Genomic DNA, 23,451 nt, shown 5'->3' with positions numbered 1-23,451 from the left:
TCCAGGCGCGCGGGCGCGTGTTCGAAAGCGAGACCGATACCGAGGTCGTTGCGCATCTGGTCAGCGAGCAGGTGGAAGCAGGCAAGTCGCCCGAAGATGCGGTGATGAAGGTGCTCCCCCAACTGCGCGGCGCGTTTGCGCTGGCGGTGGCGTTTCGCGAACGTCCAGACATGTTGATCGGCGAGCGGCTCGGTTCGCCGCTGGTGGTCGGCTATGGCGAGGGCGAGACCTATCTCGGCTCCGACGCGCTCGCGCTCGCCGGGCTCACCCAACGCATCGCCTATCTCGAAGAGGGCGATTGGGTCGTCATCACCCGAAACGGCGCGACGATCTACGACGCCGACAAAAACCCGGTCGAGCGCGAGATCACCATTTCCGGCGAGACAGGCGCTATGATCGAGAAGGGAAATTACCGCCACTTCATGCAGAAGGAGATTTTCGAGCAGCCGATCGTTGTCGCGCAGACGCTCAGGTCGTACCTGCGCGGCGTCGAGCAGACCGTCGCGCTGCCGCAGATGGATTTCGACCTGTCGGCCGTCAAGCGGATCACGATCGTCGCATGCGGCACCAGTTTCTACGCGGGGATGGTCGCCAAATACTGGTTCGAGCAATTCGCGCGCGTCCCGGTCGATATCGATGTCGCCAGCGAATTCCGCTATCGCGACCCGGTGTTCGAGGATGGCGGGCTCGCACTATTCATTTCGCAATCGGGTGAGACCGCCGACACGCTCGCCGCCCTGCGCCACGCCAGGAAGGCTGGCCAGAAGATCGCGGTGGTGGTCAACGTTCCCACCAGCACGATGGCGCGCGAGGCCGATTTGTTGCTCCCGACGCATGCCGGGCCCGAGATCGGGGTCGCCTCGACCAAGGCGTTCAGTTGCCAGCTCGCGGTGCTCGCCGCGCTCGCGGCGCATTTGGCGGTGATCAAGGGCAAGATGACGCGCGAAGAGGAGATCGAGGTGGTGCACCACCTCGTCGAGGCACCCGCTGCGCTCAACGCCGCGCTCGACCATGACGAGGAGATCGCGCGGATCGCGCCGCTGATCGCGCCGGCGCGCGACGTGCTCTATCTGGGCCGCGGGCCGGACTATCCGTTGGCACTCGAAGGTGCACTCAAACTCAAGGAAATCAGCTACATCCACGCCGAAGGTTATGCGGCGGGTGAGATGAAACACGGCCCGATCGCGCTGATCGACGAGAATGTGCCGATCATCGTCATCGCGCCGTCGGGGCCGTTGTTCGAAAAGACCGTCAGCAACATGCAGGAAAGCCAGGCGCGGGGGGGCAAGATCGTTCTGATCTCCGATGCCGAAGGGCTCGCGCAAGCCGGGGACAATTGCCTCGCGACGATCGAGATGCCGAAAGTCCACCCGCTGATCGCGCCGCTGGTGTATGCCGTGCCGGTGCAGTTGCTTGCCTATCACGTCGCTGTAGCGAAGGGGACCGATGTGGATCAGCCGCGTAACCTGGCGAAGTCGGTGACAGTCGAATGACCGCGCTCGCGCATACCTTTCAGGCCAACCCACATTGGCTGCCGCGCGCAGCAAAGGGTGCGCTGGCGCATATTCCGGGCGAAGACGGCTTGCCGCTGGTCGGCAATACGCTCCGGCTGCTCCGCAATCCCGCGAAGTTCAGCAGTCACATGGTCAGCAAATTCGGGCTGGTTTATCGCAACCGCGCGTTCGGCAGCACGAGCATTGCACTGCTAGGACCCGAAGCGAACGAGCTGGTGCTGTTCGACCGCGAAAAATTGTTCTCGTCCGAACAGGGCTGGGGGCCGGTGCTCAACCTGCTGTTCCCGCGCGGGCTGATGCTGATGGATTTCGAGGCGCATCGCGCCGACCGCAAGACGATGTCGGTCGCGTTCAAGCCCGAGCCGATGCGGCACTACGCGACGCAACTCGACGCCGGGATCGCCGCGCAGGTCGCGACGTGGGGCGGGCGGACGCTCCGCTTCTACGACACAATCAAGAAGCTGACGCTCGATCTCGCCGCGACGAGCTTTCTCGGGGTCGAGCTGGGCGCCGAGGCCAGCCGCATCAATCAGGCGTTCGTCGATGAGGTCCGCGCGAGCGTCGCGCCGATCCGCGTGCCGCTGCCGGGCACGATGATGCGGCGCGGGGTCAAGGCGCGGGCGTATCTGGTCGACTGGTTCGAACGCGAAATTCCCGCCCGGCGGCACGGCGCCAAGGGCGGCAACGGCCAGGATTTCTTCTCGCAATTCTGTCGCGCGACCGATGACGATGGGCGGCCGCTATCGGCAGCGGCGATCGCCGATCACATGAACTTCCTGATGATGGCGGCGCACGACACGATCACCTCGTCGGCGACGAGCTTGGTGATGATGCTCGCGCGCAATCCCGAGTGGCAGGAGCGGTTGCGTGAGGAGATTGCCGCGCTCGACCCGGCCATTCCGCTCACCGACCAGCTCGATCGGCTGATCCTGACCGAGTACGCCTTCAAGGAAACGTTGCGGCTGATGCCGCCGGTGCCGTCGGTCCCGCGCCGCGCGTTGCGCGATTTCAGTTTTGGCGGGTTCGATATCCCGGCCGGGTCGGTGGTCGGCGTCGGCATCATGTACACGCATTTGATGGCCGAGCATTGGCCCGAGCCGGAAAAGTTCGATCCGATGCGCTTCACGCCCGAGGCATCAAAGGGCCGGCATCGCTTTGCCTGGGTGCCGTATGGCGGTGGCGCACACATGTGCCTCGGCCTCCATTTCGCGCAGATGCAGATGAAGCTGCTGATGGCGCATTTGCTGACGCGCTACCGGATCGAGGCCGATGCGAGCAGCGGCGCGGCGTGGCATCTCTTCCCGATTCCGCGTCCCAAGGACGGGTTGCCCGTGCGGTTGGTGCCGATCAAGCCGTAGCGGCGCGCGCGATGATCTCGGCGTAGATATCGGTCAGCATCTCCAAGTCCGTGATTGCGACCGCCTCGTCGGTTTTGTGCATCGTCGCGTTGACCAGCCCGAATTCGACCGTCGGGCAGATCCGCGACAGGAAACGCGCGTCGCTCGTCCCCCCGGTGGTCGAGAACGCTGCGGCTACCCCCGCGACCGCCTCGACTGCGCCCGACACCAGTGCCGACAGGTCCCCCGGCTCGGTCAGAAACGCCTCGCCGGAAATCCGCGCGATCACCGTCGCCTCGGGCGCGTGGAGCGCCACCGTGCGCTCGATCAGGTCGACCAGATCCTCGCCGTTTTGTTCGTCGTTGAACCGGATCGACAAGCGTGCCGACGCCTTGGCCGGGATGACGTTGGTCGCCGGGTTGCCGACAGTAATGTCGGTGACCTCGATATTCGACGGCTGGAACCAGTGATTGCCGCTATCGAGCACGATCGCATCGATCGCCGCCAGCGCGGCGACGAGCCTGGGAATCGGATTGTCAGCAAGTTGCGGATAGGCGACGTGGCCCTGCTTGCCCGGTACGTCGATCCAGATGTTGACCGACCCCCGCCGGCCGATCTTGATCGTGTCGCCGAGCCGCCGGTCGGAGGTCGGTTCGCCGACCAGGCAGAAATCGGGCGCGATCCCCCGCTCGGCCAGCCGGTCGATGATCGCGCGCGTACCGTAGATCGCCGGGCCTTCCTCGTCGCCGGTGATCAGCAGGCTGAGCGTCAGTCCCTCCACGCGCGCCGCCGCCGCCACGAACGCCGCGATCGCGCCCTTCATGTCCACAGCGCCGCGCCCATGGAGCAAGTCGCCACGTATTTCAGGCTCGAACGCGCCGCTGGACCATCCTTCGCCAGGCGGCACCACGTCCAAATGCCCCGCAAACGCCAGATGCGTTCGCGAGCCTTGCCGGAGCGCGATCATGTTCTCGACCGGCCCGTCGGGTTCCTCGCCGACGGTGAAGCGGTCGATCTCGAACCCGATCACGCTCAGCGCCTGCGCCAGCACATCGAACACTTGCCCGCGCGCGGGGGTGACGCTCTCGGCGGCGATCAGCGCCTTGGTCAGATCGACGACTTGGGGCAAGGTAGGCTCCTGCAACGCGATGGAGATGGCATTGCCCAAGCTCGACCTCGACACAATCCCGCAGTCGAATGCGACCGGATATCCGCCCGATTACGCGACGGTGGTGAAGGAGCGCTGGTATCGCCGTCTCGCGCCCGCCGGCGGCATCGCCGATTTCGGGTTCAGCCACGTCACGCTCAAGCCCGGCGCCTGGTCGTCGCAGCGCCACTGGCACGAGGGCGAGGACGAGGCGGTGATCATGATCTCGGGCGAGGCAATACTGGTCGACGGTGACGGCGAGCATGTCATGCGCACGGGCGATATCGCAGCGTTCCCCAAAAATGACGGCAATGGTCATGTCCTGCAAAACCGGTCGGACGCGGAGTGCGTGTTCGTCGCGATCGGCGGGACGGGGGTCAGTGACTGCCATTATCCCGATATCGACATGCATCTTTATGCCAGCGTCGGCGAGCAACGGCGCAAGGACGGCAGCCGGTTCTAACTGGCGAACGTCGATGGCAACCGTTCTCTTCCCGATCCCCGCGCGGGATTTCGACCCTACCGAGGTGGCGGTCAGCTGGCGTGTGCTGACCGGCGCAGGACATCGGGTGCGTTTCGCCACGCCCGACGGGGAGCCGGGCGCGGCGGACTCGATCATGCTCGACGGTGTCGGGCTCGATCCATGGGGCAAGGTGCCGGGGCTGCGGCGGGTGCGATTGCTCGGCCTGCTGCTGCGCGCCAATCGAGACGCGCGGCGTGCCTATGCCGCGATGCTAGCCGACCCGCATTTTCGCGCGCCAATCCGCTGGGACGACGCGCGGATCGCGGATTTCGACGGACTGCTGCTCGCGGGTGGGCATCGGCCGCGCGGGATGCGTGAGTATCTCGAGAGCGCTACGCTCCAAGGGCTCGTCGCGAGCTTCTTTGCGGCCGGCAAGCCGGTCGCCTCAATCTGCCACGGCGTGCTGCTCGCCGCGCGCAGCCGCGATGCGGCGGGTCGTTCGGTGCTTCACGGACGATGCACGACAGCGTTGACCTGGCGGCAGGAAAAGGCAGCGGACGGCATCGCGCGGATCGGCCGCTGGTGGGACCGGGACTATTACCGCACCTATCCCGACGGCGAAGGGCGCCCGCGCGGTTACATGTCGGTCGAGCATGAGGTTACGCGCGCGCTGGCATCACCTGCCGACTTCGTCGATGTGCCCGCCAACGCCCCCGACCATCGCCGCAAGACCGACCGCGTGCATCGCGACACCGCCGGCGACCCGCGTCCCGCTTGGGTCGTCGTCGATGGCAATTACGTCTCGGCGCGCTGGCCGGGCGACGCGCACACGTTCGCCGCCACCTTCGCGCGGCTATTATCCTAAGCCTCGGGCTGCTCGAACTTCTCGATTACCCATTCCTCTTCCTGCGCAGCGGCGATCCAGTCCTGCATAAAGGAGTGGTTGAGCACCGCCTCGACATACGGCACCGCAAACCGCGCGACGGGGAGTTGGTATGTCACGATCCGCGTGCAGACCGGTGCGAACATGATGTCGGCGGCACCGAAATCGCCGAACAGAAACTGGCCGTCACCGCCAAACCGCGCGCGTGCCTGCGCCCAGATTTCCATCAGCCGGGACAATTCCTCCAGTACATCATCGTCGGGCCGCTTGGGTTGATGGACCTGCCGGATGTTCATGCCGTGCTTGCTGCGTAGCGCCTGGAACCCCGAATGCATTTCCGCCGCCATCGACCGCGCCATCGCGCGCGCGGCGTCGCCGTGCGGCCAGAATTTCTCGCCGCCGGTGCGGTCGTCGAGGAATTCGACGATCGCCAGGCTGTCCCACACGACGATGTCGCCGTCCCACAGGATCGGCACCTTGCCCGACGATGGCGCGAACTCGTCGCCCTGACGGCGCTTGTCCCAATCATCGTCGTAGAGCGGAACGACGACTTCCTCGAACGGCAGGCCCGATTGTTTGCACGCTAACCAGCCGCGCAGCGACCAGGAGGAGTAGGCTTTGTTGCCGATGATGAGCTTGAGCATGACGCGTTGGGTAAAGACGATCACGCCGGCGGGCAACCGGCGCTTCGATCGATCCAAGTGCCGCGAGACCGGCTATTTGGCGGCCGGTTTGTCCTTGCGGCGGTCCTTCATTCGGCGCTCCGGCCCGACGTAATCGGGGTCTCCGTCCTGCCGACGATCCGCGCCGCCGCGTTGGTCGGCAGGCTTATTCGCGTCTTTGTCCATAGCGGTTTCCCCACAATGCCGACGGCATCATGCCATAAAATCAATCGCTTGGCTTGGCGAAAATTGACAGGGGCGGCAGCGATTGACTCGCGACCGTCGGCATGATGCCATGCAGGGCATGAAGATGCTTCTCGGCGTTCTGCTCATCGCCGCGTTTGCGGTTCCGCCCGCTCAGGCGAAGCAATATCCGCCGCGCGATGACTGCATCGCCGATGCGTCGTTTGTCGCGTTTCGCGCGACGCTGTTCGACATTGCCCGGCGCAAGGACGCCAAGGCGCTGCTCGCGGTGGTAGCGCCCGATGTCGAATTCGATTTCGGCGAAGCCGCGACGCGAGCGGGGTTCGCCAAGGAGTGGAAGCTGGACAAACCCGCAACCTCCGGCGTGTGGCGCGCGCTCGATCGCGCCCTGTCGCGCGGCTGTTCGCTGGTCGATGGCGAAGCGAGCGCACCTTACTGGTACAAACATGGCCCCGACGGCGACCTCGCCGAGATCGCATTGATCAACGGCGAGCGAGTCAATCTCCGAACGGCGCCATCGCCGACTGCGAAAATCGTCCGCACGGCGGATTGGGAAAGCGTCACCGTCGGCGACGAGGGGTCGGAGGGCTGGACCAAGGTCAAGCTCGACGACGGCACCGAAGGCTATGTCGCCAGCGACTATGTCTGGACGGGCTACAGCCTCCGCGCGCTGTTCCGCAAAAGTGGCGGCAAATGGCTGATGACCGCGTTCATCGCGGGCGACTGAACCGCTCTACAGCGTCGGGTTGATCAGATACTTCTCGCCGGTTGCCTTGCGCTGCCAGCCGCGGATCGTCTCGGGCTGGATCGCCTCGCTCAGCGAGATTTCCGAGGTGTAGCTGCTGGCGAACGTGGTCAGGATTTCGTCCGCGACGCGCTGGCGCAATTTCTGGACTGCCTCAGGGCCGACCTTCATGAGGAACGGTGTCAGCAGGAACCCGCCGACCGCCCAGGCGAACCCAGCGTTGGCAGCGATCGTCGTCGGGGAAAGGTCTAGGCGACCATAGATGTAGACCTGCTTGTGGACCGGCGAGCCGTAGCCGCCGACCGGCGGCGTTTTGCGCACCAGTGCGGCTTCCATCGCGCCGAGGATGTGCCCGGCAAGCGGCCCGCCGCCGATCGCGTCGAACGCGATCGTCGCGCCGGTTTCGAACAGCGCATCGGTTAGCTCGGTGCGGAAATCGGGTTTGGACGAATCGACCACATATTTCGCGCCGATATCGGTCAGGATCTTCGCCTGCTCGTCGTTGCGGACGATGTTCACCAGGCTCACGCCGTCGGCAATACAGACCTTGTTGAGCATCTGGCCCAGGTTCGACGCCGCGGCGGTGTGGACCAGCGCGGTGTGCCCTTCCAGCTTCATCGTCTCGACCATGCCGAGCGCCGTCAGTGGGTTCACGAAAGCCGAAGCGCCCTGCGCCGGGGTGACGCCGTCGGCATACACCAACGCCGACACGGCGGGGACCTTGCGGTACTGCGTGTACATCCCGCCACCGAGCACCGCGACGGTCTTGCCGATCAGATGCTCGGCGCCATCGCCCGCCGCGACCACGACGCCCGCGCCTTCGTTGCCCGCGGGAAGCGATTTGCCGATCCGCGCGGCGACCATGCCAGCCATCGCCTCCGGGATAGCCGCGGTCGTGACATTGCCGTCGCTAGCCAAGGTCGAGAGATCGGCGGGGCCGAGCAGCAGCGGCTGGTCGGAGGGATTGATCGGCGCAGCCTCGATCCGCACGACGATTTCGCCGGGACCGGGGGTGGGGACATCGACCTCCTGCAACGACAGTTCGAGCTTGCCGTCGGTGATCAGCGAACGCAATTCGCGCGCGGTGGCCGGTGTCGTCATGTCTCTCTCCCGATCGATTGCTTGTTGCAACCGATCTAGCGAGGCAATGACGCGCGAGCAATGAAGCTTAGTTGGTGCCCCACAAAGAGGCGCTGCTGTTGCGGATCGCGTCGCCGAAGCTGCCGAGATAGTGGCCGACCGCGCGGGTATATTCGCCGTCGAGGAACATCAGGTCCCCGATTACCGCGGCAAAAAGCCCGAAGAGAATGAAAAACCGCATGCCACGTGTCCCGGGCGCACCTCTGCGCTAGGGTATGAATAGGCGGTTTTTGGTTGTGCAAAGGTTAAGGGTCAGCCGATCGCTTCGATCACGGCGGCGCGCAACTCGGCAATGCCGAACCCGGTTTCGCTCGATGTGGCGATGATGTCGGGATGCGCGGCGGGGCGCTTGCGCACTTCCTCAGCAGTGGCGGCGGTGATGGTTTCCAGTTCGGTCGGCTTGATCTTGTCGGCCTTGGTCAGGACGAGGCGGTAGCTGACCGCCGCCTTGTCGAGCATGTCCATGATCTCGCGGTCGACATCTTTCAGGCCGTGGCGCGCATCGACCAGCACAAGTGTGCGCTTGAGCACGTCGCGCCCGCGCAGGAAATCGTTGATCAGGAAGCGCCACTTCTTGACCACGTCCTTCGGCGCTTTCGCGAAGCCGTAGCCCGGCATATCGACCAGCCGGAATCCCAATGGCTCGCCCACATCGAAGAAGTTGAGTTCCTGCGTCCGCCCCGGCGTGTTCGACGTGCGGGCCAGACTGTTGCGATTGGTCAGCGCGTTGAGCAGCGACGACTTGCCGACGTTGGACCGGCCGGCAAACGCCACTTCTGGCACCATGGGCTCGGGCAAATGCTCGAGCTTGGGCGCGGATTTGAGGAACGCGATCGGCCCCGCGAAGGTCTTGCGCGCCGCCTCGATCGCGTCCTCGTCAAACTCGCTCACCTTATTTGACCACCGGCTGCTTGAGCGCCGGGTGCCGCGCGTAAAGCACCTTCTGCTGGAGCACGGTCAGCAGGTTGCTGGTGATCCAGTAGACCTGAAGCCCGACCGCGAACGGCGCCATCACGAACATCAGCACCCATGGCATCAGCGCGAACACTTGCTTCTGTGCTTCGTCCATCGGCGCCGGGTTCATGCGGAACTGCAACCACATCGAAATGCCCAGCAGAATCGGCACCACGCCGATCGCGATGAAATGCGGCGGCACGAAATCGAGCAGCCCGAACAGGTTGATCGGCGTCAGCGGGTCGGGCGCCGACAAATCCTTGATCCAGGCGACGAACGGCTGGTGCCGCATTTCGATCGTCAGCATGAGCACCTTGTAGAGCGAATACATGATCGGGATCTGGATCAGCGTCGGCAGGCACCCCGCCAGCGGATTGACCTTCTCCGTCTTGTACAGCTTCATGATCTCCTGCTGCTGGCGCTGCTTGTCGTCCTTGTGGCGTTCCTGCAGCGCCTTCATCTTCGGTTGAATCGCACGCATCGACGCCATCGACGCGAACTGGCGCTGGGCGATCGGAAAGATGAGGCCGCGGATCGTCACGGTCAGCAGCATGATCGCCACGCCGAAATTGCCGACCATGCGGAACAGCCAGTCGAGGTAGTAGAAGATCGGCTTCTCGATCAGTCCGAACCAGCCCCAATCGAGCCCGCGATCGAACTTCGCGATGTTGCCGTCGTTCTGATAGCGATCGAGCACGCCGACTTCCTTCGCGCCGGCGAAAAATCGGCTGGTCTGGGTTAGCGCCTTGCCGGGCGCCAGCGACATCTTGGCGCGCGCATAGTCCGACGCGAAGCCGGTCGCGGTTGGGGCGGTGAACTGCCCGGCGAAGCTCGACGCCTGATCGGGGATCAGCGCGGTCAGCCAATATTTATCGGTGAAGCCGAGCCAGCCGCCCGTCGTGGTGAACGGTTTCGACGCCGCCACGTCCTTATAGTTGAGGTCGTAATCGGCCTTGTTGTCGTGCACCGACATCGGCCCGACCTGGATCGAGTATGAATCGGGATCCTTCGACGCAGCGGCGCGGCTGATGAGCCCAGCGGGAGCAACGTCGACAGCGGCGCCGGCACCGTTCACGACGGTCTGGCGGATCGTGAACATATACTGGTCGTCAACCGCGAGCTCGATTGCGAAATGCTGCCCTTGGCCGTTGACGGCGGTCAGCGTAACCGGCTTGCCCGGCGCGAGCAGATTGCCGGTCGCGCTCCACACCGTGTCCGCGCTCGGCGGCTTCAGGCCATTATCCTGCCAGCCGAACTGCGCGTAATAGGCATCGGCGGTGCCGACCGGCGACAGCAAGCGGATCGGCGGCGAGTCCTTGGCGATCGTTTCCTTGTAATCGGTCAGCACCAGATCATCGATCCGCGCGCCCTTCAGGTTGATCGAGCCCTTCAGCGTCGGGGTCGAGATCGCGACGCGCTGGCCAGCGCTCTCGCCCAGCACCGCCTTGAGATCACGGACCTTGGCGGCTGTAGTCGGCGAGGGGGCATTGAGGTTAGGCTCGACCTTGGTCTTGCCGCCCTCGATCTTGGTCACCGGCGGGTTGGCGGGCGGAAAGAACCGGTTCGCGATCAGCGGCCAGCCGAACAGGATCAGCGCCGCGACGATCGCGAAGGTGATGAAATTGCGACTGTCGTTCTTCACTCGGTGAAAACCTTATCGATGATCAGGGAACAGGATCGGGTCCGAACCCGCCCCAGGGATGGCACCGCCCGATCCGCTTGATCGCCAGCCACCCGCCCTTGAGCGGCCCATAGCGTCGAAGCGCGGTGATTGCATAGGCGGAACATGACGGCTGATAGCGGCACGAGGGCGGCAGGATCGCCGAGGGGCCGATTTGCCAGAGGCGAACGAGTCCGACGAGGAGACGGGTAATCACTGACCGTGTCCCCACATCCGTTCGCCCTGAGCCTGTCGAAGGGCTGCACTTCCTTCGCTCGAATAGAAAGGCAGTGCTTCGACAAGCTCAGCACGAATGGGGATGGGGAAACGATTCACCGTGCGACCTTCGCCAGCGCCTTGGTCAGATCGGCGCGCAGGGTCGCGAAATCGCGGGTCAGGCCGTCCGACCGGCCGATCAGGACATGGTCGGCACCTGCGACACCGCTGACCGGGAGAACCTCGCGGGCCAGCGCGCGAAACCGCCGCTTGATGCGATTGCGCACCACCGCGTTGCCGATTTTCTTGGTAACCGTGTAGCCGACCCGCATCATCGGATCGCCATCGTCGCGCGCTTTTACCAGCAGCACGAAGGCCGGCATCGGTGCGCGCTTACCCGAATTCGCCGCCAGAAAATCGCGGCGCTTCGTAAGCGTGATTACGCCGACAGCTTCTTGCGGCCGCGAGCCCGGCGTGCGCGGAGCACGTTGCGCCCGCCCACCGTCGCCGTCCGCGCGCGGAAGCCGTGCCGGCGCGCCCGCACCAGGTTGCTCGGCTGAAAAGTCCGCTTCATCGCTCATTCCCTGATCGTCTGAATAGAAAAGGGCCGCCACGCGGACGGCCTTGATGGAGGCGCGCATAAGCGAAGTCGCCGGCGAAGTCAACGCGAAGGGGCGGGCGAACTGCATCGAGGCGCGATGTGGGGCCGGTGTATTGCGGGCGCAAGTCACGCGCAATCGGGCATTCCCATCTGCGATTCGTTTGATAGAACGATACGGGAACGGGGGGTGGCATGACGACACTGGTTTCGACGGTCGCCTATCTGGGGCTGGAGGCGCGCGGCGTCGAGGTCCAGTGCAGCCTGATCGCCGGGCTGCCCAATTTCACCGTGGTCGGATTGGCCGACAAGGCGGTGGCAGAGAGCCGCGAACGCGTGCGCGGCGCGATCGCGGCGATGGGGCTGTCGCTGCCGCCCAAGCGGATCGTCGTCAATCTGTCGCCCGCCGATCTGCCCAAGGAAGGCACGCATTTCGATTTGCCGATCGCGCTGGCCTTGCTCGGCGCGATGGGCGTGGTCGATGCCGAGACGCTGAGCGAGTTCGTCGTCGTCGGCGAGCTCGGGCTCGACGCGCGGATCGCGCCGTCGCCCGGCGTATTGCTCGCGGCGTTGCATGCGTCGGAAGAAGGAAAGGGACTGGTCTGCCCGGCATCGCAAGGGGCCGAAGCCGCCTGGGCCGGATCGGTGCAGGTCGTCGCTGTGCCGGACCTGATTGCCTTGCTCAATCACCTCAAGGGCAATCAGTTGATCGGCGCGCCGGCACCCGGTGAGGCCGAGGAACCGGGGTTCGGACCCGACCTCAAACAGGTCAAGGGGCAGGAGACCGCCAAGCGCGCGCTCGAGATCGCGGCGGCGGGCGCGCATAATCTGCTGATGATCGGCCCGCCCGGCGCTGGAAAGTCGCTGATGGCGTCGTGCCTGCCCGGCATCCTGCCGCCGCTCGACGCCGCCGAGGCGCTGGAAGCGTCGATGGTGCAATCGGTCGCCGGCACGTTGGACGGCGGGCGGATCACGCGGCGGCGGCCGTACCGCGCGCCGCATCATTCGGCGTCGATGGCGGCGCTGGTCGGCGGGGGCCTCCGCGTCCGGCCGGGCGAGGTCAGCCTGGCGCACCTCGGCGTGCTGTTCCTCGACGAATTGCCTGAATTCCAGCGCGCGGTGCTCGATTCGCTGCGCCAGCCGCTCGAGACCGGGACCGTCAGCGTCGCCCGGGCCAACGCGCACGTGACGTTTCCGGCGCGAGTCCAACTGATCGCGGCGATGAATCCGTGCCGTTGCGGCCATCTCGGCGACGCTGCATTGGCCTGCGCCCGCGCGCCGAAATGCGCGGCGGATTACCAGACCAAGGTGTCGGGTCCGTTGCTCGACCGCATCGATCTGCACGTCGAGGTGCAAGCGGTCAGCGCCGCCGACCTCGTCCTGCCGCCGCCCGCCGAAGGCTCGGCGGAAGTCGCGGCGCGGGTCGCCGCCGCGCGGGCGATCCAGACCGCGCGCTACGCCGATCACGCGGCGCGGACCAACGCAGAGATCGACGGCGATTTGCTTGAGGTGGTGGCGACCCCCGACGATCCCGGGCGGACCTTGCTCGCCCAGGCATCGGAGGCGATGCGGTTGTCGGCGCGCGGCTATACCCGCATTTTGCGCGTTGCCCGCACGATCGCCGATCTGGCGGAGGCGGAGGGCGTCGGCCGCGTGCATATCGCCGAAGCGCTCAGCTATCGCCGTCGCGCGCCGACAAACTGATACAATTGTTCGTGTCACGCGCGGTTGTAATCGCGGGGCGAAGGGATAGGCTGTCGTCGCGACTCGGGGGAGGAAGCAGCATGGATCAGGTCAAAACGCTGCAGGGCACTGCCCCCGTCTTCACGACATGATGTTCGATCGATCCGCGTACCGCGATGTTTTGCGGACGGTCGCCGGGCGAGTTGCGATCATCGCCGGCCACACGCTGCCGGTGCCGGAACCCACAGGGGAGAAATAGCATGGAATGGATGTTTATGCCGCTCAAGCGGTATGCGGAGTTCAGCGGCCGTTCGCGGCGCATGGAATTCTGGATGTATCAGCTAGGCGTCTGGCTGCTCTGGATGGCGCTGTGGGTCGTGATGATGGTCATCGGGTTCGGCACGGCGAGCGCTGCGCGCGATCCGGCCGCCGGTATGGTGGGCATGTTCGCATCGCTCGGCATTTTCATGGTCGTTTTCGCTATAGTAGCCCTGGGGCTGTTCATCCCTTCGCTCGCCGTCGCGGTGCGCCGCCTGCACGATACCGATCGCTCGGGCTGGTGGCTGTTGGCGCCGATCGCTCCCTATATCCTGACGATCTTGATCGCAGTGATGGCGGCGTCATCGCAAAGCTCGGCGCTTGCCGGAATCGCCATGATCGTCAACCTGGGGACGCTAGTCGCGGGGATCGTGCTGCTGGTGTTCTACTGCTTGCCGGGTACGCCCGGACCCAACAAATACGGGCCCGATCCGTTGGGCGGCACGGCCAATTTGCAGGAAACCTTCCAATAGCATCGACGCGGCTTGCCCGGACGAATCTCCTCGTCTAGGCAAGCCGCCTTCGATACGCGGGCGTGGTGGAATTGGTAGACGCGCCGGACTCAAAATCCGGTTCCGCAAGGAGTGTGGGTTCGATTCCCACCGCCCGCACCATCGCTCCACGCGGCAAAGATACGACTAACGCGGCAGCGTGATCGTCGCGGCGAGTCCGCCCTCGGGCCGGTTCGTCAGCCGAATATCGCCCCCGGCTTCACGTACGATCGCATGGGCTAGCGCTAGTCCGAGGCCGATGCCGCCGGTTTCCTTGTTGCGCGAGCTTTCGAGCCGGGTGAACGCTTCGAATACTTCGCCGATCCGCTCGGTCGGGATGCCGGGTCCGCGGTCGCACACGGTGATTTCAACCGTGTCCGGACCGGGCCGCAAGAATACTTCCGCACCCCCGCCATATTTGACCGCATTCTCGATCAAATTGCGTACCGCGCGGCGCATCAGCGACGGGCGCAACCGCATCTTCAGTCGATCGACTTCGGCAAATTCGACCGGTTTGCCCAGATCGCGAAAATCCTCGACGACCGCATCGACCAGCGCCGCGAGATCGACCTCGGTCACCGGCTCGCTCGGCCGCCCCAGCCGCGCCAGCGACAGGATGTCGTCGAGCGTGCCGTTCATTTCGTCGATCGTGTCGGCCATCTTCACGCGGTCGTCATCGTCCTCGACCGATTCGATCCGGACGCGCAACGCCGCGAGCGGCGTGCGCAGATCGTGCCCGATCGCACCGAGCATACGATCCTTTTCGTCGAGCATCCCCGTCACGCGCGTGCGCAACTGGTTGAACGCGGCGATCAAGGTGCGGACGTCGTGCGGCCCGCTCTCCTCGATCGGCCCGTCCGCTTCGCCCGGATGATAACGCTGCGCCGCGCCGGCGAGCATGCGCAACGGGCGGGCGATCCGTCGTGTCGCCCACAGCACGGGCAACAGTACGATCGCGTACAGCACCAATGTCTGCCCGATCAGCCCCTTCAGGATCGACCAGTCCGAATCGTCCCACGACACGCCCTGTACCCACCATCCGGTGCCGGGCTGCTCGATCGCGATCAGCATTTCGGTGCCGGTCATGCGCAGCCGTTGTGCGCGATAGCGCGGCAGGCGCGATAGGCGCGGATCGTCGGGGGCGACGGTGCGGATCGCAGCGATAACGTCGCCGACCGTTATGCCGGCCTCGCTCAACTTGTGGCGGATGCCGTTCTCGACATCGGCACGGCGGCTCAAGCCCGCGGGCATCGGATTATTGCGCAGGGGGCGAGGACGGAAGCGGTCCCACGGCGTTTCGTCGGAGCGCAATTCGGACAAGCGGGCGTCGATCACCGGATCGCGCGCGCGCGGGTTCTGCACGGTATCGATGATTCGCGCCGATACCGGTCCGACCACTTGTTCGCGGCGGAATTCCTGGCGATCCTGGAGCGCGAACGCGAAATTGATGGCTTGCGCGACGAACAGCGCCAGCGCGACCAGTACCGCCATCTGCCCGGGCAGGTTGCGGGGCCACAGCGTCAAAGCCGCGTGACCTCCGCCGCCAATGTATAGCCGCCGCCCCACACCGTCTTGATGAGCTCGGGATTCTTGGCATCAGTTTCGATCTTGCGGCGCAACCGGCTGACTTGATTGTCGATCGCGCGGTCGAACGCCATCGCTTCGCGCCCCTGGGTCAGATCGAGCAACTGGTCGCGCGTCAGCACTTGGCGCGGGCGCAGCGCGAGCGCGTGGAGCAGGTTATATTCGCCGGTCGATAGCGGCACCGACACGCCCTCGCGGTCGATCAGCGCGCGTTCCCCGGTCTTGAGCACCCAGCCGGCAAAGGCATACGACCCGCTTTCGGGGGCATGCTGGCGGCTCCCGCTGGTGGCGGCACGACGCAGGATCACCTTGACGCGGGTGGCGAGTTCGCGGGGGGAGAACGGCTTCACGACATAATCGTCCGCGCCCATTTCCAGCCCGACGATGCGGTCGGTTTCCTCGCTCTTGGCGGTCAGCAGAATAACCGGAATATCGCCAGATGCGCGGATATGGCGGCACAGGCTCAACCCATCCTCGCCCGGCATCATGATGTCGAGGATGACGAGGTCGATGGCGTAGGCCGTCATCCGCGCCCGTGCGCCTTCCGCATCGCCCGCTTGCGTTACGCGAAAGCCCTGCTTGGTCAGATATTGCGCGAGCGGCTCGCGGATCGAGCGCTCGTCATCGACCAGCAGGATGTGGGGAAGGCCGCTCATCGGAACAGGCTAAGCAATGATCGTCTCCTTGAAAAGGCAAGAGCCGGGCGGGCGAGGAGGGGCGCCCGCCCGGCCGCCTGGGCAAAATGGGGATTATTGCCCGGCGTCTGGTTTCGGCGCGTCGGCCGGAGGGGGTGGCGGCGGCGCGTCGCCGCCCGGACCGCGACCGCCACGCATGCCCATCGCATCGCGTGCGGCCTGGCGCTCGGTGGCATCGACCTTTCCGTCCTTGTTGGCATCCATCCGGTCGAAGCGCTGCGCCGCCATGGCGCGGAACTCGGCGCGATCGATCACGCCGTCGCCGTTGGTGTCGAGCCGCGCCATCATCCGGTTGCCGCCGGATGGTGGGGGCGGGGGCGGCGCAGCGGCATCGGCCGGTGGAGGTGGGGGCGGCATTGTGCCGGGCGCAGCGGTTGGCCGACGCATCGCGGCCATCTCGGTCGCGTCGATCTTGCCGTCCTTGTTGGCGTCCATCCGGTCGAACCGGCGATCGGCCTGCGCCAACGCATCGTCGCGCGTTTGCACGCGGTCCGGACTGGCCTGCGGATCGGGCGCGGTCTGCGCCGACAACGGTCCGGCGACGGCTACGGCAGTGAAGCCGGTGGTCGCCAGCATGGCGGCAAGAAAGATGCGGTTCATGACACGATCCTCAGCAGGGCAGGGTTGTTCCCTAACGCCTGTGCTTATCGCCACCCTTCGTCACCGGCGCGTGTCAGTCCACGAAGAAATTGTCGCAATTTGTCGCGCTCGCCGCAGAAAAATAGCATCGCTATTTTTCGTCTCAGCGGCGAGCACGGCCGGCGGGTCGCGTAGCGAACCCGTCCGACGACGCGGCTTTGCCGCGGCGCGCCCTACGCGAAGATCGCAACGCTCTGCATCTGCTCCGCAATTGGCACGCCGTCGGCATTCCAGATCATCATGTCCTGACTCGAACTGCCGCCCTTGGCGTAGCGTGCGTCGGCGCGGAGCAGCCACCAGCCGTCGGTCGTGGCAGGCTGGGGGCCAAGGATATTGAGCTGCCAGGTCATCGAACTGACCGGCGCCGGGCCGCCGATCAATTTCAGCGCGGCGGGCGGCAGGCAATCGGCGATCGCGACGAGCTCGACCATCGGGTCGAGCCCGTCGCGGTCCTGCAATCGTACCCAGCGCAGCCATTCGATCGGCCCGACGGTCGCATCGCGGCGGTCGAGCAACTCGAAATTCTGGATGAAGAAGTTCGAATTCTCGCCCTTGTAGGTCGTGTCGTCCGGCGTGGGCCGCGCAAAATCGGGAGCGGTTCCGACCTCGTAATCGACCTTGGATTCGACGGTGTTCATGAAGACGAAGGTCGCGCGTAGGCCGAGCCCCGCGTCGCTTTCGATGTCGGCCTGGATGAAGGCGGCGTTGCGGCCGCGGCGCAGCTTCGTCGCGCGGATCGTGATCTCGCCCGCCAAGGGACCGATAAACGCGACAAGTGCGGAGCGGAGCGGCGGCAAGTCCACATCCGATTGCTGCGCGACATGCAGCGCCAGCGCCGCCGACAGCCCGCCATAGCTGGTTCGCCCTTGCAGCCAATTGTCGGGAATGGCACCGCGCCAGCCGCCCTCGACCGGCTCGAGCGCGTCGATGATTCCCTTCAAACCCTGCATCATTCCCCCTTGATATCGCCGGCCAGCCGGTCGCGCAGTTCGCGCTTGAGCACCTTGCCGATCGCGCTACGCGGCAATTCGTCGATCGCGTGCAAAGCCGACAGCCGCTGAGTCTTGCCAAGCTGGTTGTTGGTCCACGCCATGATCTCGGCCTCGCTGGCATCCACGCCGGTATCGGGCACATAGAAGCCGACCGGCGTCTCGCCCCACGCTTCGGACGGCACGCCGATCACGGTGCATTCGTGCACCGCCGGATGCTGTTTCAACACCGCCTCGATATCGACCGGATAGACGTTGAACCCGCCCGAGATGATCAGATCCTTCTTGCGGTCCATCAGGATCAGGAAGCCGTCCTCGTCGAACCGCCCGATATCGCCGTGGCGGATGAAGCGGTTGCCCTCGTTGTCGTACCATTCGGCATCGGCGGTCGCTTGCTGGCGGCCGTGATAGCCGGTCATCATGGCGGGCGACCGGCCGACGACTTCGCCGGTCTCGCCCGGCGCGACTTCGTTGCCGTCATCGTCGATCAGCCGCATGTCGTGGCCCGGGAGCGGCTGGCCGACGGTGTGGAGCTTGTCGGGATGCTCGGTCGCGTTGAGCCCGGTCGACGCGCCGCCCTCGGTCATGCCGTAGAATTCGATCAGCGCGCCCGGCCAGCGCGCCAGAACATCGGCCTTGAGCGCGGGCGCGAAAGGCGCGCTGGTCGAGGTCTTGAGGCGGAAGCTCGACAAGTCGAAGCTGTCGAAATCGGGCAGACTCATCAGCCGTTGATACTGCACCGGCACCAGCATGGCGTGCGTCGCGCGATGCTGCTGCGCAAGTTCCAGGAACCGGCGCGCATCGAACTTCTTCATCAGCACCGACGTGCCGCCCCAGCCAAGCGTCGGCAGGAAGCTGACCAAGGTCGTGTTCGAATAGAGCGGAGTAGAATTCATCGTCACCGCGTCGCCATACCCGCCCGCCGAATTGCGCCCGATATGCGACCAGCGCATCGCATGACTCTGGACGATCCCCTTGGGGGTGCCGGTGGTGCCCGACGAATAGATGATGTTGAAACCGTGCTCGGGCTCGATCGTCACCGGGGCGGGTTTGGCGCCTTCCGGCGCGAGCCAGGCGTGGAACTCGTCGGTATCGAGCCGGACCTGTCTCGCGGCGATATCCTGATCCGTGATCGCAGCGGCATTCTCGCCATCGACGAACACGATCGGTGCGCCGCAATCGGCGATCATCGCGGCGAGCGATTCGGGCGTCGAGGACGGTGCCAGAGGGGCCGCGACGCACCCGGCGCGGAGCGTGCCCATAAACACCGCGGCATAATCGATCGAGGCCGAAGCGATGATCGCGACCGCCTGGCCCTGCGCCACACCGTCGCGCTGTAACGCTGCCGCGATGCGGTCCATCATCGCGTCGAGTTCGGCATAGGTATAGGCGGCGGCGTCATCGGCGACCGCTATTTTGGCGCCGCGCTCGGCGGCATGCGCGCGCAGGATGTCGGGCAAGGTCGCGAAATCGCTGGTCAGCAAATCGGCTGCTTTCATGACCGATCCGCTAGGCGAAGCGACTTGCGAATGCCATACGCGAAATTCGAAAAATAGAATCGAGGGGTTGAGGATGCTGTTCTACAATACGCCGATGCCGGCGCCGAACCCGCGCCGCGTGCGCATTTTCGCGGCGGAAAAGGGTATCGAGCTGCCGATGCAGGACGTGTCGCTGCAGGCGCGCGAGCACAAGAGCGCCGAGTTCCTGAAGCTGAACCCGATGGGCCAGACCCCGGTGCTCGTGCTCGACGACGGGACGTGCCTGTCGGAGACGGTGTCGATCTGCCGGTACCTCGAGGCGCTGCATCCCATGCCGCCGCTGTTCGGCACGAGCCCGGTCGAGATCGCGACGGTCGATATGTGGATCCGCCGCGTCGAACTGAAGCTGGGCGTGCCGACAGCGAACATCTGGGTCCACACGCACCCCTATACCGCAGCGGTCGTGCCGCATCAGTACAAGGATTTCGGCGAGAGCAACCGCCCGCTGGTGGCGAGCGCGCTCAAGATATTCGACGCGGCGCTGGGCGAGACGCCGTTCCTCGCCGGGGAGGCATTCTCGATGGCCGACATCGTGCTGCTGACCAATATCGACTTCGGCACCTTCATCGGGCTGACGATCCCCGAGGACCTGGCGCGGCTCAACGACTGGCACCGCCGCGTGTCGGCGCGGCCGAGCGCGGCGGCATGAACCGCAGCATGGAAGGGCGCGTCGCGATCGTCACCGGCGGCGGCACCGGAATCGGCGCGAGCGTGGTGCGGATGCTCGCCGAGCGCGGGGTGCGGTGCGTGGTCAATTACGCGTCGAGCAAGGACGATGCCGAAGCGGTCGCGAACGCCGCCGGCAATGGCGCAATCGCGGTGCAGGCCGATATCGTGGAGGACGCCGCGTGCCGCATTTTGGCCAAGGCGGCGGTCGAAGCATTCGGGCGGATCGACTTCCTGGTCAACAATGCCGGCCGGACCAAGTTCGCCAATCACGAGGATCTCGACGCGCTCGACGCCGAGGATTTCATTGACATCTATCGGCTCAATACAATCGCGCCGTTCCAGATGGTGCGCGCCTGCGCGCCGGCGATGCGCGAGCAGGATACCTCCGCCGTTGTCAACGTCGCGAGCGTTGCGGGGATGTTCGGGATGGGATCGTCGGTGGCCTATGCTGCGTCGAAGGGCGCGCTGATCACGATGACGAAGAGTCTGGCGCGTGTGCTGGCGCCCAAGATTCGTATCAACGCGGTTGCGCCGGGTTATGTCGGCACCGGCTGGTTCGAGAAGCGGCTCGGCGCCGAAGGGTTCGAGAAGCTCAACGCGAACATCGCCAGCCGCGTGCCGATGGGCTTCGCCACCGGCCCGGACGAGATCGCCGGGCCGATCGTCCATCTGCTCGATCCGCTGTCGCGCGCCATTACCGGCGAGACGACGCTGATCGACGCCGGCGGGCACCTCGACATGGCGCTGACGCGGCGGCCCGGGAAGGAGAATTAGGCGGGCGCCTCCGCCGGCTTGTCGGGTACGCGGTCGAGCACCTTCCAGATGATCACCGCCAGCGCCACCGTGACGAGGATCGCCGCGAGCAGGAAGTTAGCGCCGGTGAAGCCGTGATGGTCGCCCGCCGCCAGCGCTTGCGTCAGCAACAGCGGGCCGATGATCGACGACACGCTGCCCATGCTGCCGATCCCGCCCTGTAACGCGCCCTGCCGCGTGGCATCCACCATCCGCGACAGCAAACCATTGAACGCGGGAAAAACGAACCCCTGGAACGCGCTGATCCCCATCAGCACATAGGCTTGCCATCCCGCTGTCGCGAAGGCGAACAGATAAAACGCCAGCCCCGCCGAGCACATCCCGACGATCATCGCCTTGCGCTCGCCGATCCGCTTGATCACCGGGCCGGTCAGCCCGCCCTGGACGCACGCCATGATCACCCCGACGAACGCCAGGCTCCAGCCGATTGCGCGCGCGTCCCAGCCGAAGCGGATCGCCGCCCAGAACGACCAGGTCGCCGGATAGACCATGTGCGCGAGTTGCCAGACGAACCAGGCGAGCAGCAGCGGCGCCGCATTGCCCGCGTGGAACAGCGGCCGGAACGCGCCGATGATGTGCGCGTCCTTCAGGCTGAACGGGCGCCGGTTTTCGGGCTTGAGCGTCTCCGGCATGAAGAAAAACATCACCGCGGCGTTGGTCAGCGCCAGCAAGGCCGCGGCGACGAACGGCGCGCGCGGGCCCAGACCGGCGAGCAGCCCGCCGATCGCCGGGCCAATGATGAAGCCGATCCCGAAGCATGCGCCGATCATCCCGAACGCCGCGCTGCGTTTTTCGGGCGGGGTGGAGTCGGCGATCACCGATCCGGCGGGGCCGTAAACCGCGCCCGCCGCACCGGCGATCGCACGGCCGAGGAACAGCCAGCCGAGCGTCGGCGCCCAGGCCATCAGCGCATAATCGATCCCGAAGCACAGCATCGAGGTCATCAGGATCGGCCGCCGCCCGAACCGGTCGCTTAGATTGCCGAGTACCGGCCCCGCGAAGAATTGCATCACCGAGAACACGACGAGCATGTACCCCGCGACGCGCGTCGCCTGTTCGAGGTCGATATGGCCGAGCGTGGTGATCAGCGTGGGAAACACCGGCATGATGATGCCGAACCCGATCGTATCGATCAGCACCGCCGCCAGCGCGATCGGTATCGCGCGATTGTCGAACTTCACGCAATTCTCCCCCGAAAGTTAGCGATAAACGCTCTTATCTTTTAACTTCCGCTCGTGGTGCGGCGAACTCGCTCACGGCACCGTTCCTCCGTCTCACAAATCGACCTGTGTAGGACAGTAAAAAATGGGCTGCGGATCTAGCCGCGCCGCTTCCCGCCGTTCTTGAGCGCCTCGCGTTGGCTGAGGCCGCTCAGCCGATCGGCGTTCGCCGCGACGTAGCGCGCGACCTCGTCCGGGTCGGTCCAGGCATATTGGCGCAGCGCCCAGCCGATCGCCTTGCGCAGGAAGAATTCGCTCGATCCGATCGACGGCTCGATGCACGCGTAGAGCAAGTCGAGGTCGGTCGCGCTTTTGGCGCGGAGCTGGCAGATGATCGCGCAGCGCCGTTTCCACATGTCGTCGTCGGTCGACCAGGCGCGCATCGTTCGCGTCATCGCCGCGCGGTCGTTCTGCAGGATCGTCCACAGCCGGTGGCCGGCGATTTCGTCGATATAATCCCACCAAGCGCCCGTAACGATCATCTCCTCGTACATCGGCAGCGCGTCGATGTGCTGGAAACACCTCGCGGCCTTTACGCCGGTCAGCTCGAGCGCGGCATAGCGCTCCTCGCGAAACTCGGCACCGCGCCAGACGGATAGTGCATCGTGCTGCCAAGTCGCACTGTCTGGCCAGTCGAGTCCCGTAAAGATGGGCTCGAGCGCCGCGCGCCGAGGGGCGGTCGAGACGCCGAGATATGGCATCGACGACTTCATGTAGGCCTGCATCGCCGGCGCCCGTGCGGGGTCGGCCACGGACTCCAGCGTGAGGCGAATTCGATCGGGTAATGACGGACCGGCCATCTGGTCGAAGTTACTGCTGGTTTTCCTTTGATGGAAGTGTCTTGACCTTGGCCATATACATACCGCAGGTTCGAAACCTGACGCCGGCATAACGGCGCATGGGAGAGCAGGATGGCTACGACGGTCGCTTTGGACGAAGCAGGCAGGGGCATGCCGCCTGCTGTCCTGCCGCCGATCACGATGGGCACGCGGATCGCCTATGGCATCGGCTCGGTGGCCGCGGGCCTGAAGGGCGCGGTCTTCAACACCTTCCTGATTTTCTATTACAACCAGGTGGTCGGCATCCCCGCGAGCGTCGTGTCGATCGCGATCGCGCTGACCCTGGTGGTCGATGCCGTTGCCGATCCGTTGATCGGGCGCTGGTCCGACGTTACGCGCACCCGCTGGGGGCGGCGGCATCCGTTCATGTACGGCGCGGTGACTCCCGTCGCCCTGTTCTTCACGCTCGCCTGGTTTCCGCCAGCCGGACTGAGCAACCTCGTGCTCGGC

The 23,451-nt window shown here is 65.4% G+C and carries 26 protein-coding genes and 1 tRNA gene; 11 read left to right on the top strand and 16 right to left on the bottom strand.

All coding sequences use genetic code 11. The features are described from left to right. Positions 1–1,493, top strand: a 1,493-nt coding sequence (glmS, locus tag JWM94_RS11335; protein ID WP_299426660.1) for a glutamine--fructose-6-phosphate transaminase (isomerizing), incomplete at its 5' end; no start/stop codon positions are given. Beyond that, complete coding sequence (locus JWM94_RS11330; RefSeq protein ID WP_299426657.1) at positions 1,490–2,872, top strand: cytochrome P450; 1,383 nt, start codon at positions 1,490–1,492, stop codon at positions 2,870–2,872. The genes glmS and JWM94_RS11330, both read left to right, overlap by 4 nt. On the opposite strand, the gene dapE is transcribed toward JWM94_RS11330, so the two are convergent. After that, the gene (gene dapE / locus JWM94_RS11325; protein ID WP_299426654.1) at positions 2,862–3,980 is read right to left on the bottom strand and encodes a succinyl-diaminopimelate desuccinylase; all 1,119 of its coding nucleotides are present in this window, start codon (positions 3,978–3,980) and stop codon (positions 2,862–2,864) included. The two genes, JWM94_RS11330 and dapE, sit on opposite strands and share 11 nt — an antisense overlap. Before the next feature lie 31 nt (positions 3,981–4,011). Here dapE and JWM94_RS11320 point away from each other — a divergent pair, with 31 nt between their 5' ends. Both JWM94_RS11320 and JWM94_RS11315 read left to right on the top strand, forming a co-directional pair. Further along, on the top strand, positions 4,012–4,461 hold the full coding sequence (locus JWM94_RS11320; RefSeq protein ID WP_299426677.1) for a cupin domain-containing protein: 450 nt from the start codon (positions 4,012–4,014) through the stop codon (positions 4,459–4,461). A 13-nt stretch (positions 4,462–4,474) separates the two neighbouring features. Then, positions 4,475–5,326, top strand: coding sequence for a type 1 glutamine amidotransferase domain-containing protein (locus JWM94_RS11315; protein ID WP_299426651.1), 852 nt, complete (start codon positions 4,475–4,477; stop codon positions 5,324–5,326). On the opposite strand, the gene JWM94_RS11310 is transcribed toward JWM94_RS11315, so the two are convergent. Continuing rightward, positions 5,323–5,988 carry a glutathione S-transferase family protein gene (locus JWM94_RS11310; RefSeq protein ID WP_299426674.1) on the bottom strand — a complete coding sequence of 222 codons (666 nt, stop codon included), beginning with the start codon at positions 5,986–5,988 and terminating at the stop codon, positions 5,323–5,325. The two genes, JWM94_RS11315 and JWM94_RS11310, sit on opposite strands and share 4 nt — an antisense overlap. 322 nt (positions 5,989–6,310) lie before the next feature. On the opposite strand from JWM94_RS11310, the gene JWM94_RS11305 reads away from it, so the two are divergent. Further along, the gene (locus JWM94_RS11305) at positions 6,311–6,937 is read left to right on the top strand and encodes an SH3 domain-containing protein (RefSeq protein WP_299426648.1); all 627 of its coding nucleotides are present in this window, start codon (positions 6,311–6,313) and stop codon (positions 6,935–6,937) included. A 6-nt stretch (positions 6,938–6,943) separates the two neighbouring features. On the opposite strand, the gene JWM94_RS11300 is transcribed toward JWM94_RS11305, so the two are convergent. From JWM94_RS11300 to rpmH, 7 genes are all read right to left on the bottom strand, one after another. Then, a complete protein-coding gene (locus JWM94_RS11300) occupies positions 6,944–8,056 on the bottom strand; it encodes a zinc-binding dehydrogenase (RefSeq protein ID WP_299426645.1) in 1,113 nt (370 codons plus the stop codon). Positions 8,057–8,123: 67 nt separating this feature from the next. Next, on the bottom strand, positions 8,124–8,276 hold the full coding sequence (locus JWM94_RS11295; protein WP_299426642.1) for a hypothetical protein: 153 nt from the start codon (positions 8,274–8,276) through the stop codon (positions 8,124–8,126). A gap of 71 nt (positions 8,277–8,347) precedes the next feature. Then, the gene (gene yihA, locus JWM94_RS11290) at positions 8,348–8,986 is read right to left on the bottom strand and encodes a ribosome biogenesis GTP-binding protein YihA/YsxC (protein WP_299426639.1); all 639 of its coding nucleotides are present in this window, start codon (positions 8,984–8,986) and stop codon (positions 8,348–8,350) included. Between the two features lies 1 nt (position 8,987). Further along, on the bottom strand, positions 8,988–10,691 hold the full coding sequence (gene yidC, locus JWM94_RS11285) for a membrane protein insertase YidC (RefSeq protein ID WP_299426636.1): 1,704 nt from the start codon (positions 10,689–10,691) through the stop codon (positions 8,988–8,990). 22 nt (positions 10,692–10,713) lie between these two features. Continuing rightward, positions 10,714–10,926, bottom strand: a complete 213-nt coding sequence (gene yidD / locus JWM94_RS11280) for a membrane protein insertion efficiency factor YidD (RefSeq protein WP_299426633.1) — start codon at positions 10,924–10,926, stop codon at positions 10,714–10,716. A gap of 115 nt (positions 10,927–11,041) precedes the next feature. After that, entirely contained in the window at positions 11,042–11,365 is a 324-nt protein-coding gene (gene rnpA / locus JWM94_RS11275; RefSeq protein WP_299426671.1) for a ribonuclease P protein component, read from the bottom strand. Beyond that, positions 11,365–11,499, bottom strand: a complete 135-nt coding sequence (gene rpmH, locus JWM94_RS11270; RefSeq protein WP_225008303.1) for a 50S ribosomal protein L34 — start codon at positions 11,497–11,499, stop codon at positions 11,365–11,367. Before rpmH ends, rnpA begins: the two co-directional genes overlap by 1 nt. Positions 11,500–11,718: 219 nt before the next feature. Here rpmH and JWM94_RS11265 point away from each other — a divergent pair, with 219 nt between their 5' ends. The 3 genes from JWM94_RS11265 (at position 11,719) to JWM94_RS11255 (ending at position 14,138) form a co-directional block, all read left to right on the top strand. After that, entirely contained in the window at positions 11,719–13,227 is a 1,509-nt protein-coding gene (locus tag JWM94_RS11265; protein ID WP_299426630.1) for a YifB family Mg chelatase-like AAA ATPase, read from the top strand. Positions 13,228–13,466: 239 nt separating this feature from the next. Further along, complete coding sequence (locus tag JWM94_RS11260; RefSeq protein WP_299426627.1) at positions 13,467–13,997, top strand: DUF805 domain-containing protein; 531 nt, start codon at positions 13,467–13,469, stop codon at positions 13,995–13,997. Between the two features lie 56 nt (positions 13,998–14,053). Next, positions 14,054–14,138: transfer RNA gene (locus JWM94_RS11255), tRNA-Leu, on the top strand. Positions 14,139–14,162: 24 nt separating this feature from the next. On the opposite strand, the gene JWM94_RS11250 is transcribed toward JWM94_RS11255, so the two are convergent. The 5 genes from JWM94_RS11250 to JWM94_RS11230 all read right to left on the bottom strand — a co-directional run bounded on the left by JWM94_RS11250 (position 14,163) and on the right by JWM94_RS11230 (position 19,421). After that, a complete protein-coding gene (locus JWM94_RS11250) occupies positions 14,163–15,506 on the bottom strand; it encodes a HAMP domain-containing sensor histidine kinase (protein WP_299426666.1) in 1,344 nt (447 codons plus the stop codon). 29 nt (positions 15,507–15,535) lie between these two features. Beyond that, positions 15,536–16,255, bottom strand: a complete 720-nt coding sequence (locus JWM94_RS11245) for a response regulator (RefSeq protein ID WP_299426624.1) — start codon at positions 16,253–16,255, stop codon at positions 15,536–15,538. 93 nt (positions 16,256–16,348) lie between these two features. Then, positions 16,349–16,894: an EF-hand domain-containing protein gene (locus tag JWM94_RS11240; RefSeq protein WP_299426621.1), complete on the bottom strand. Its 546-nt coding sequence runs from the start codon at positions 16,892–16,894 to the stop codon at positions 16,349–16,351. A 212-nt stretch (positions 16,895–17,106) separates the two neighbouring features. Beyond that, complete coding sequence (locus tag JWM94_RS11235; RefSeq protein WP_367185887.1) at positions 17,107–17,886, bottom strand: thioesterase family protein; 780 nt, start codon at positions 17,884–17,886, stop codon at positions 17,107–17,109. After that, the gene (locus tag JWM94_RS11230) at positions 17,883–19,421 is read right to left on the bottom strand and encodes a class I adenylate-forming enzyme family protein (protein ID WP_299426618.1); all 1,539 of its coding nucleotides are present in this window, start codon (positions 19,419–19,421) and stop codon (positions 17,883–17,885) included. The genes JWM94_RS11235 and JWM94_RS11230 overlap by 4 nt, the downstream gene beginning before the upstream one ends. Positions 19,422–19,494: 73 nt before the next feature. On the opposite strand from JWM94_RS11230, the gene JWM94_RS11225 reads away from it, so the two are divergent. Then, complete coding sequence (locus tag JWM94_RS11225; RefSeq protein WP_299426615.1) at positions 19,495–20,109, top strand: glutathione S-transferase family protein; 615 nt, start codon at positions 19,495–19,497, stop codon at positions 20,107–20,109. Then, positions 20,106–20,903 (top strand): SDR family NAD(P)-dependent oxidoreductase, encoded by a 798-nt coding sequence (locus JWM94_RS11220; RefSeq protein WP_299426612.1) that lies wholly within the window; start codon positions 20,106–20,108, stop codon positions 20,901–20,903. The genes JWM94_RS11225 and JWM94_RS11220 overlap by 4 nt, the downstream gene beginning before the upstream one ends. Here the strand turns inward: JWM94_RS11220 and JWM94_RS11215 are convergent. Both JWM94_RS11215 and JWM94_RS11210 read right to left on the bottom strand, forming a co-directional pair. Further along, positions 20,900–22,123 carry an MFS transporter gene (locus tag JWM94_RS11215; RefSeq protein ID WP_299426609.1) on the bottom strand — a complete coding sequence of 408 codons (1,224 nt, stop codon included), beginning with the start codon at positions 22,121–22,123 and terminating at the stop codon, positions 20,900–20,902. The genes JWM94_RS11220 and JWM94_RS11215 overlap by 4 nt on opposite strands. A 137-nt stretch (positions 22,124–22,260) precedes the next feature. Beyond that, positions 22,261–22,962, bottom strand: a complete 702-nt coding sequence (locus JWM94_RS11210; protein WP_299426605.1) for a DNA alkylation repair protein — start codon at positions 22,960–22,962, stop codon at positions 22,261–22,263. 111 nt (positions 22,963–23,073) lie between these two features. Between JWM94_RS11210 and JWM94_RS11205 the strand changes: the two genes are divergently transcribed. Continuing rightward, positions 23,074–23,451 (top strand): MFS transporter (locus JWM94_RS11205; RefSeq protein WP_299426601.1); only part of this gene is annotated, 378 nt, incomplete at its 3' end.

This window comes from Sphingomonas bacterium (assembly GCF_028289855.1).
Lineage (GTDB): Bacteria > Pseudomonadota > Alphaproteobacteria > Sphingomonadales > Sphingomonadaceae > Sphingomonas.
This window is presented reverse-complemented; position numbering and strand designations above follow the sequence as displayed.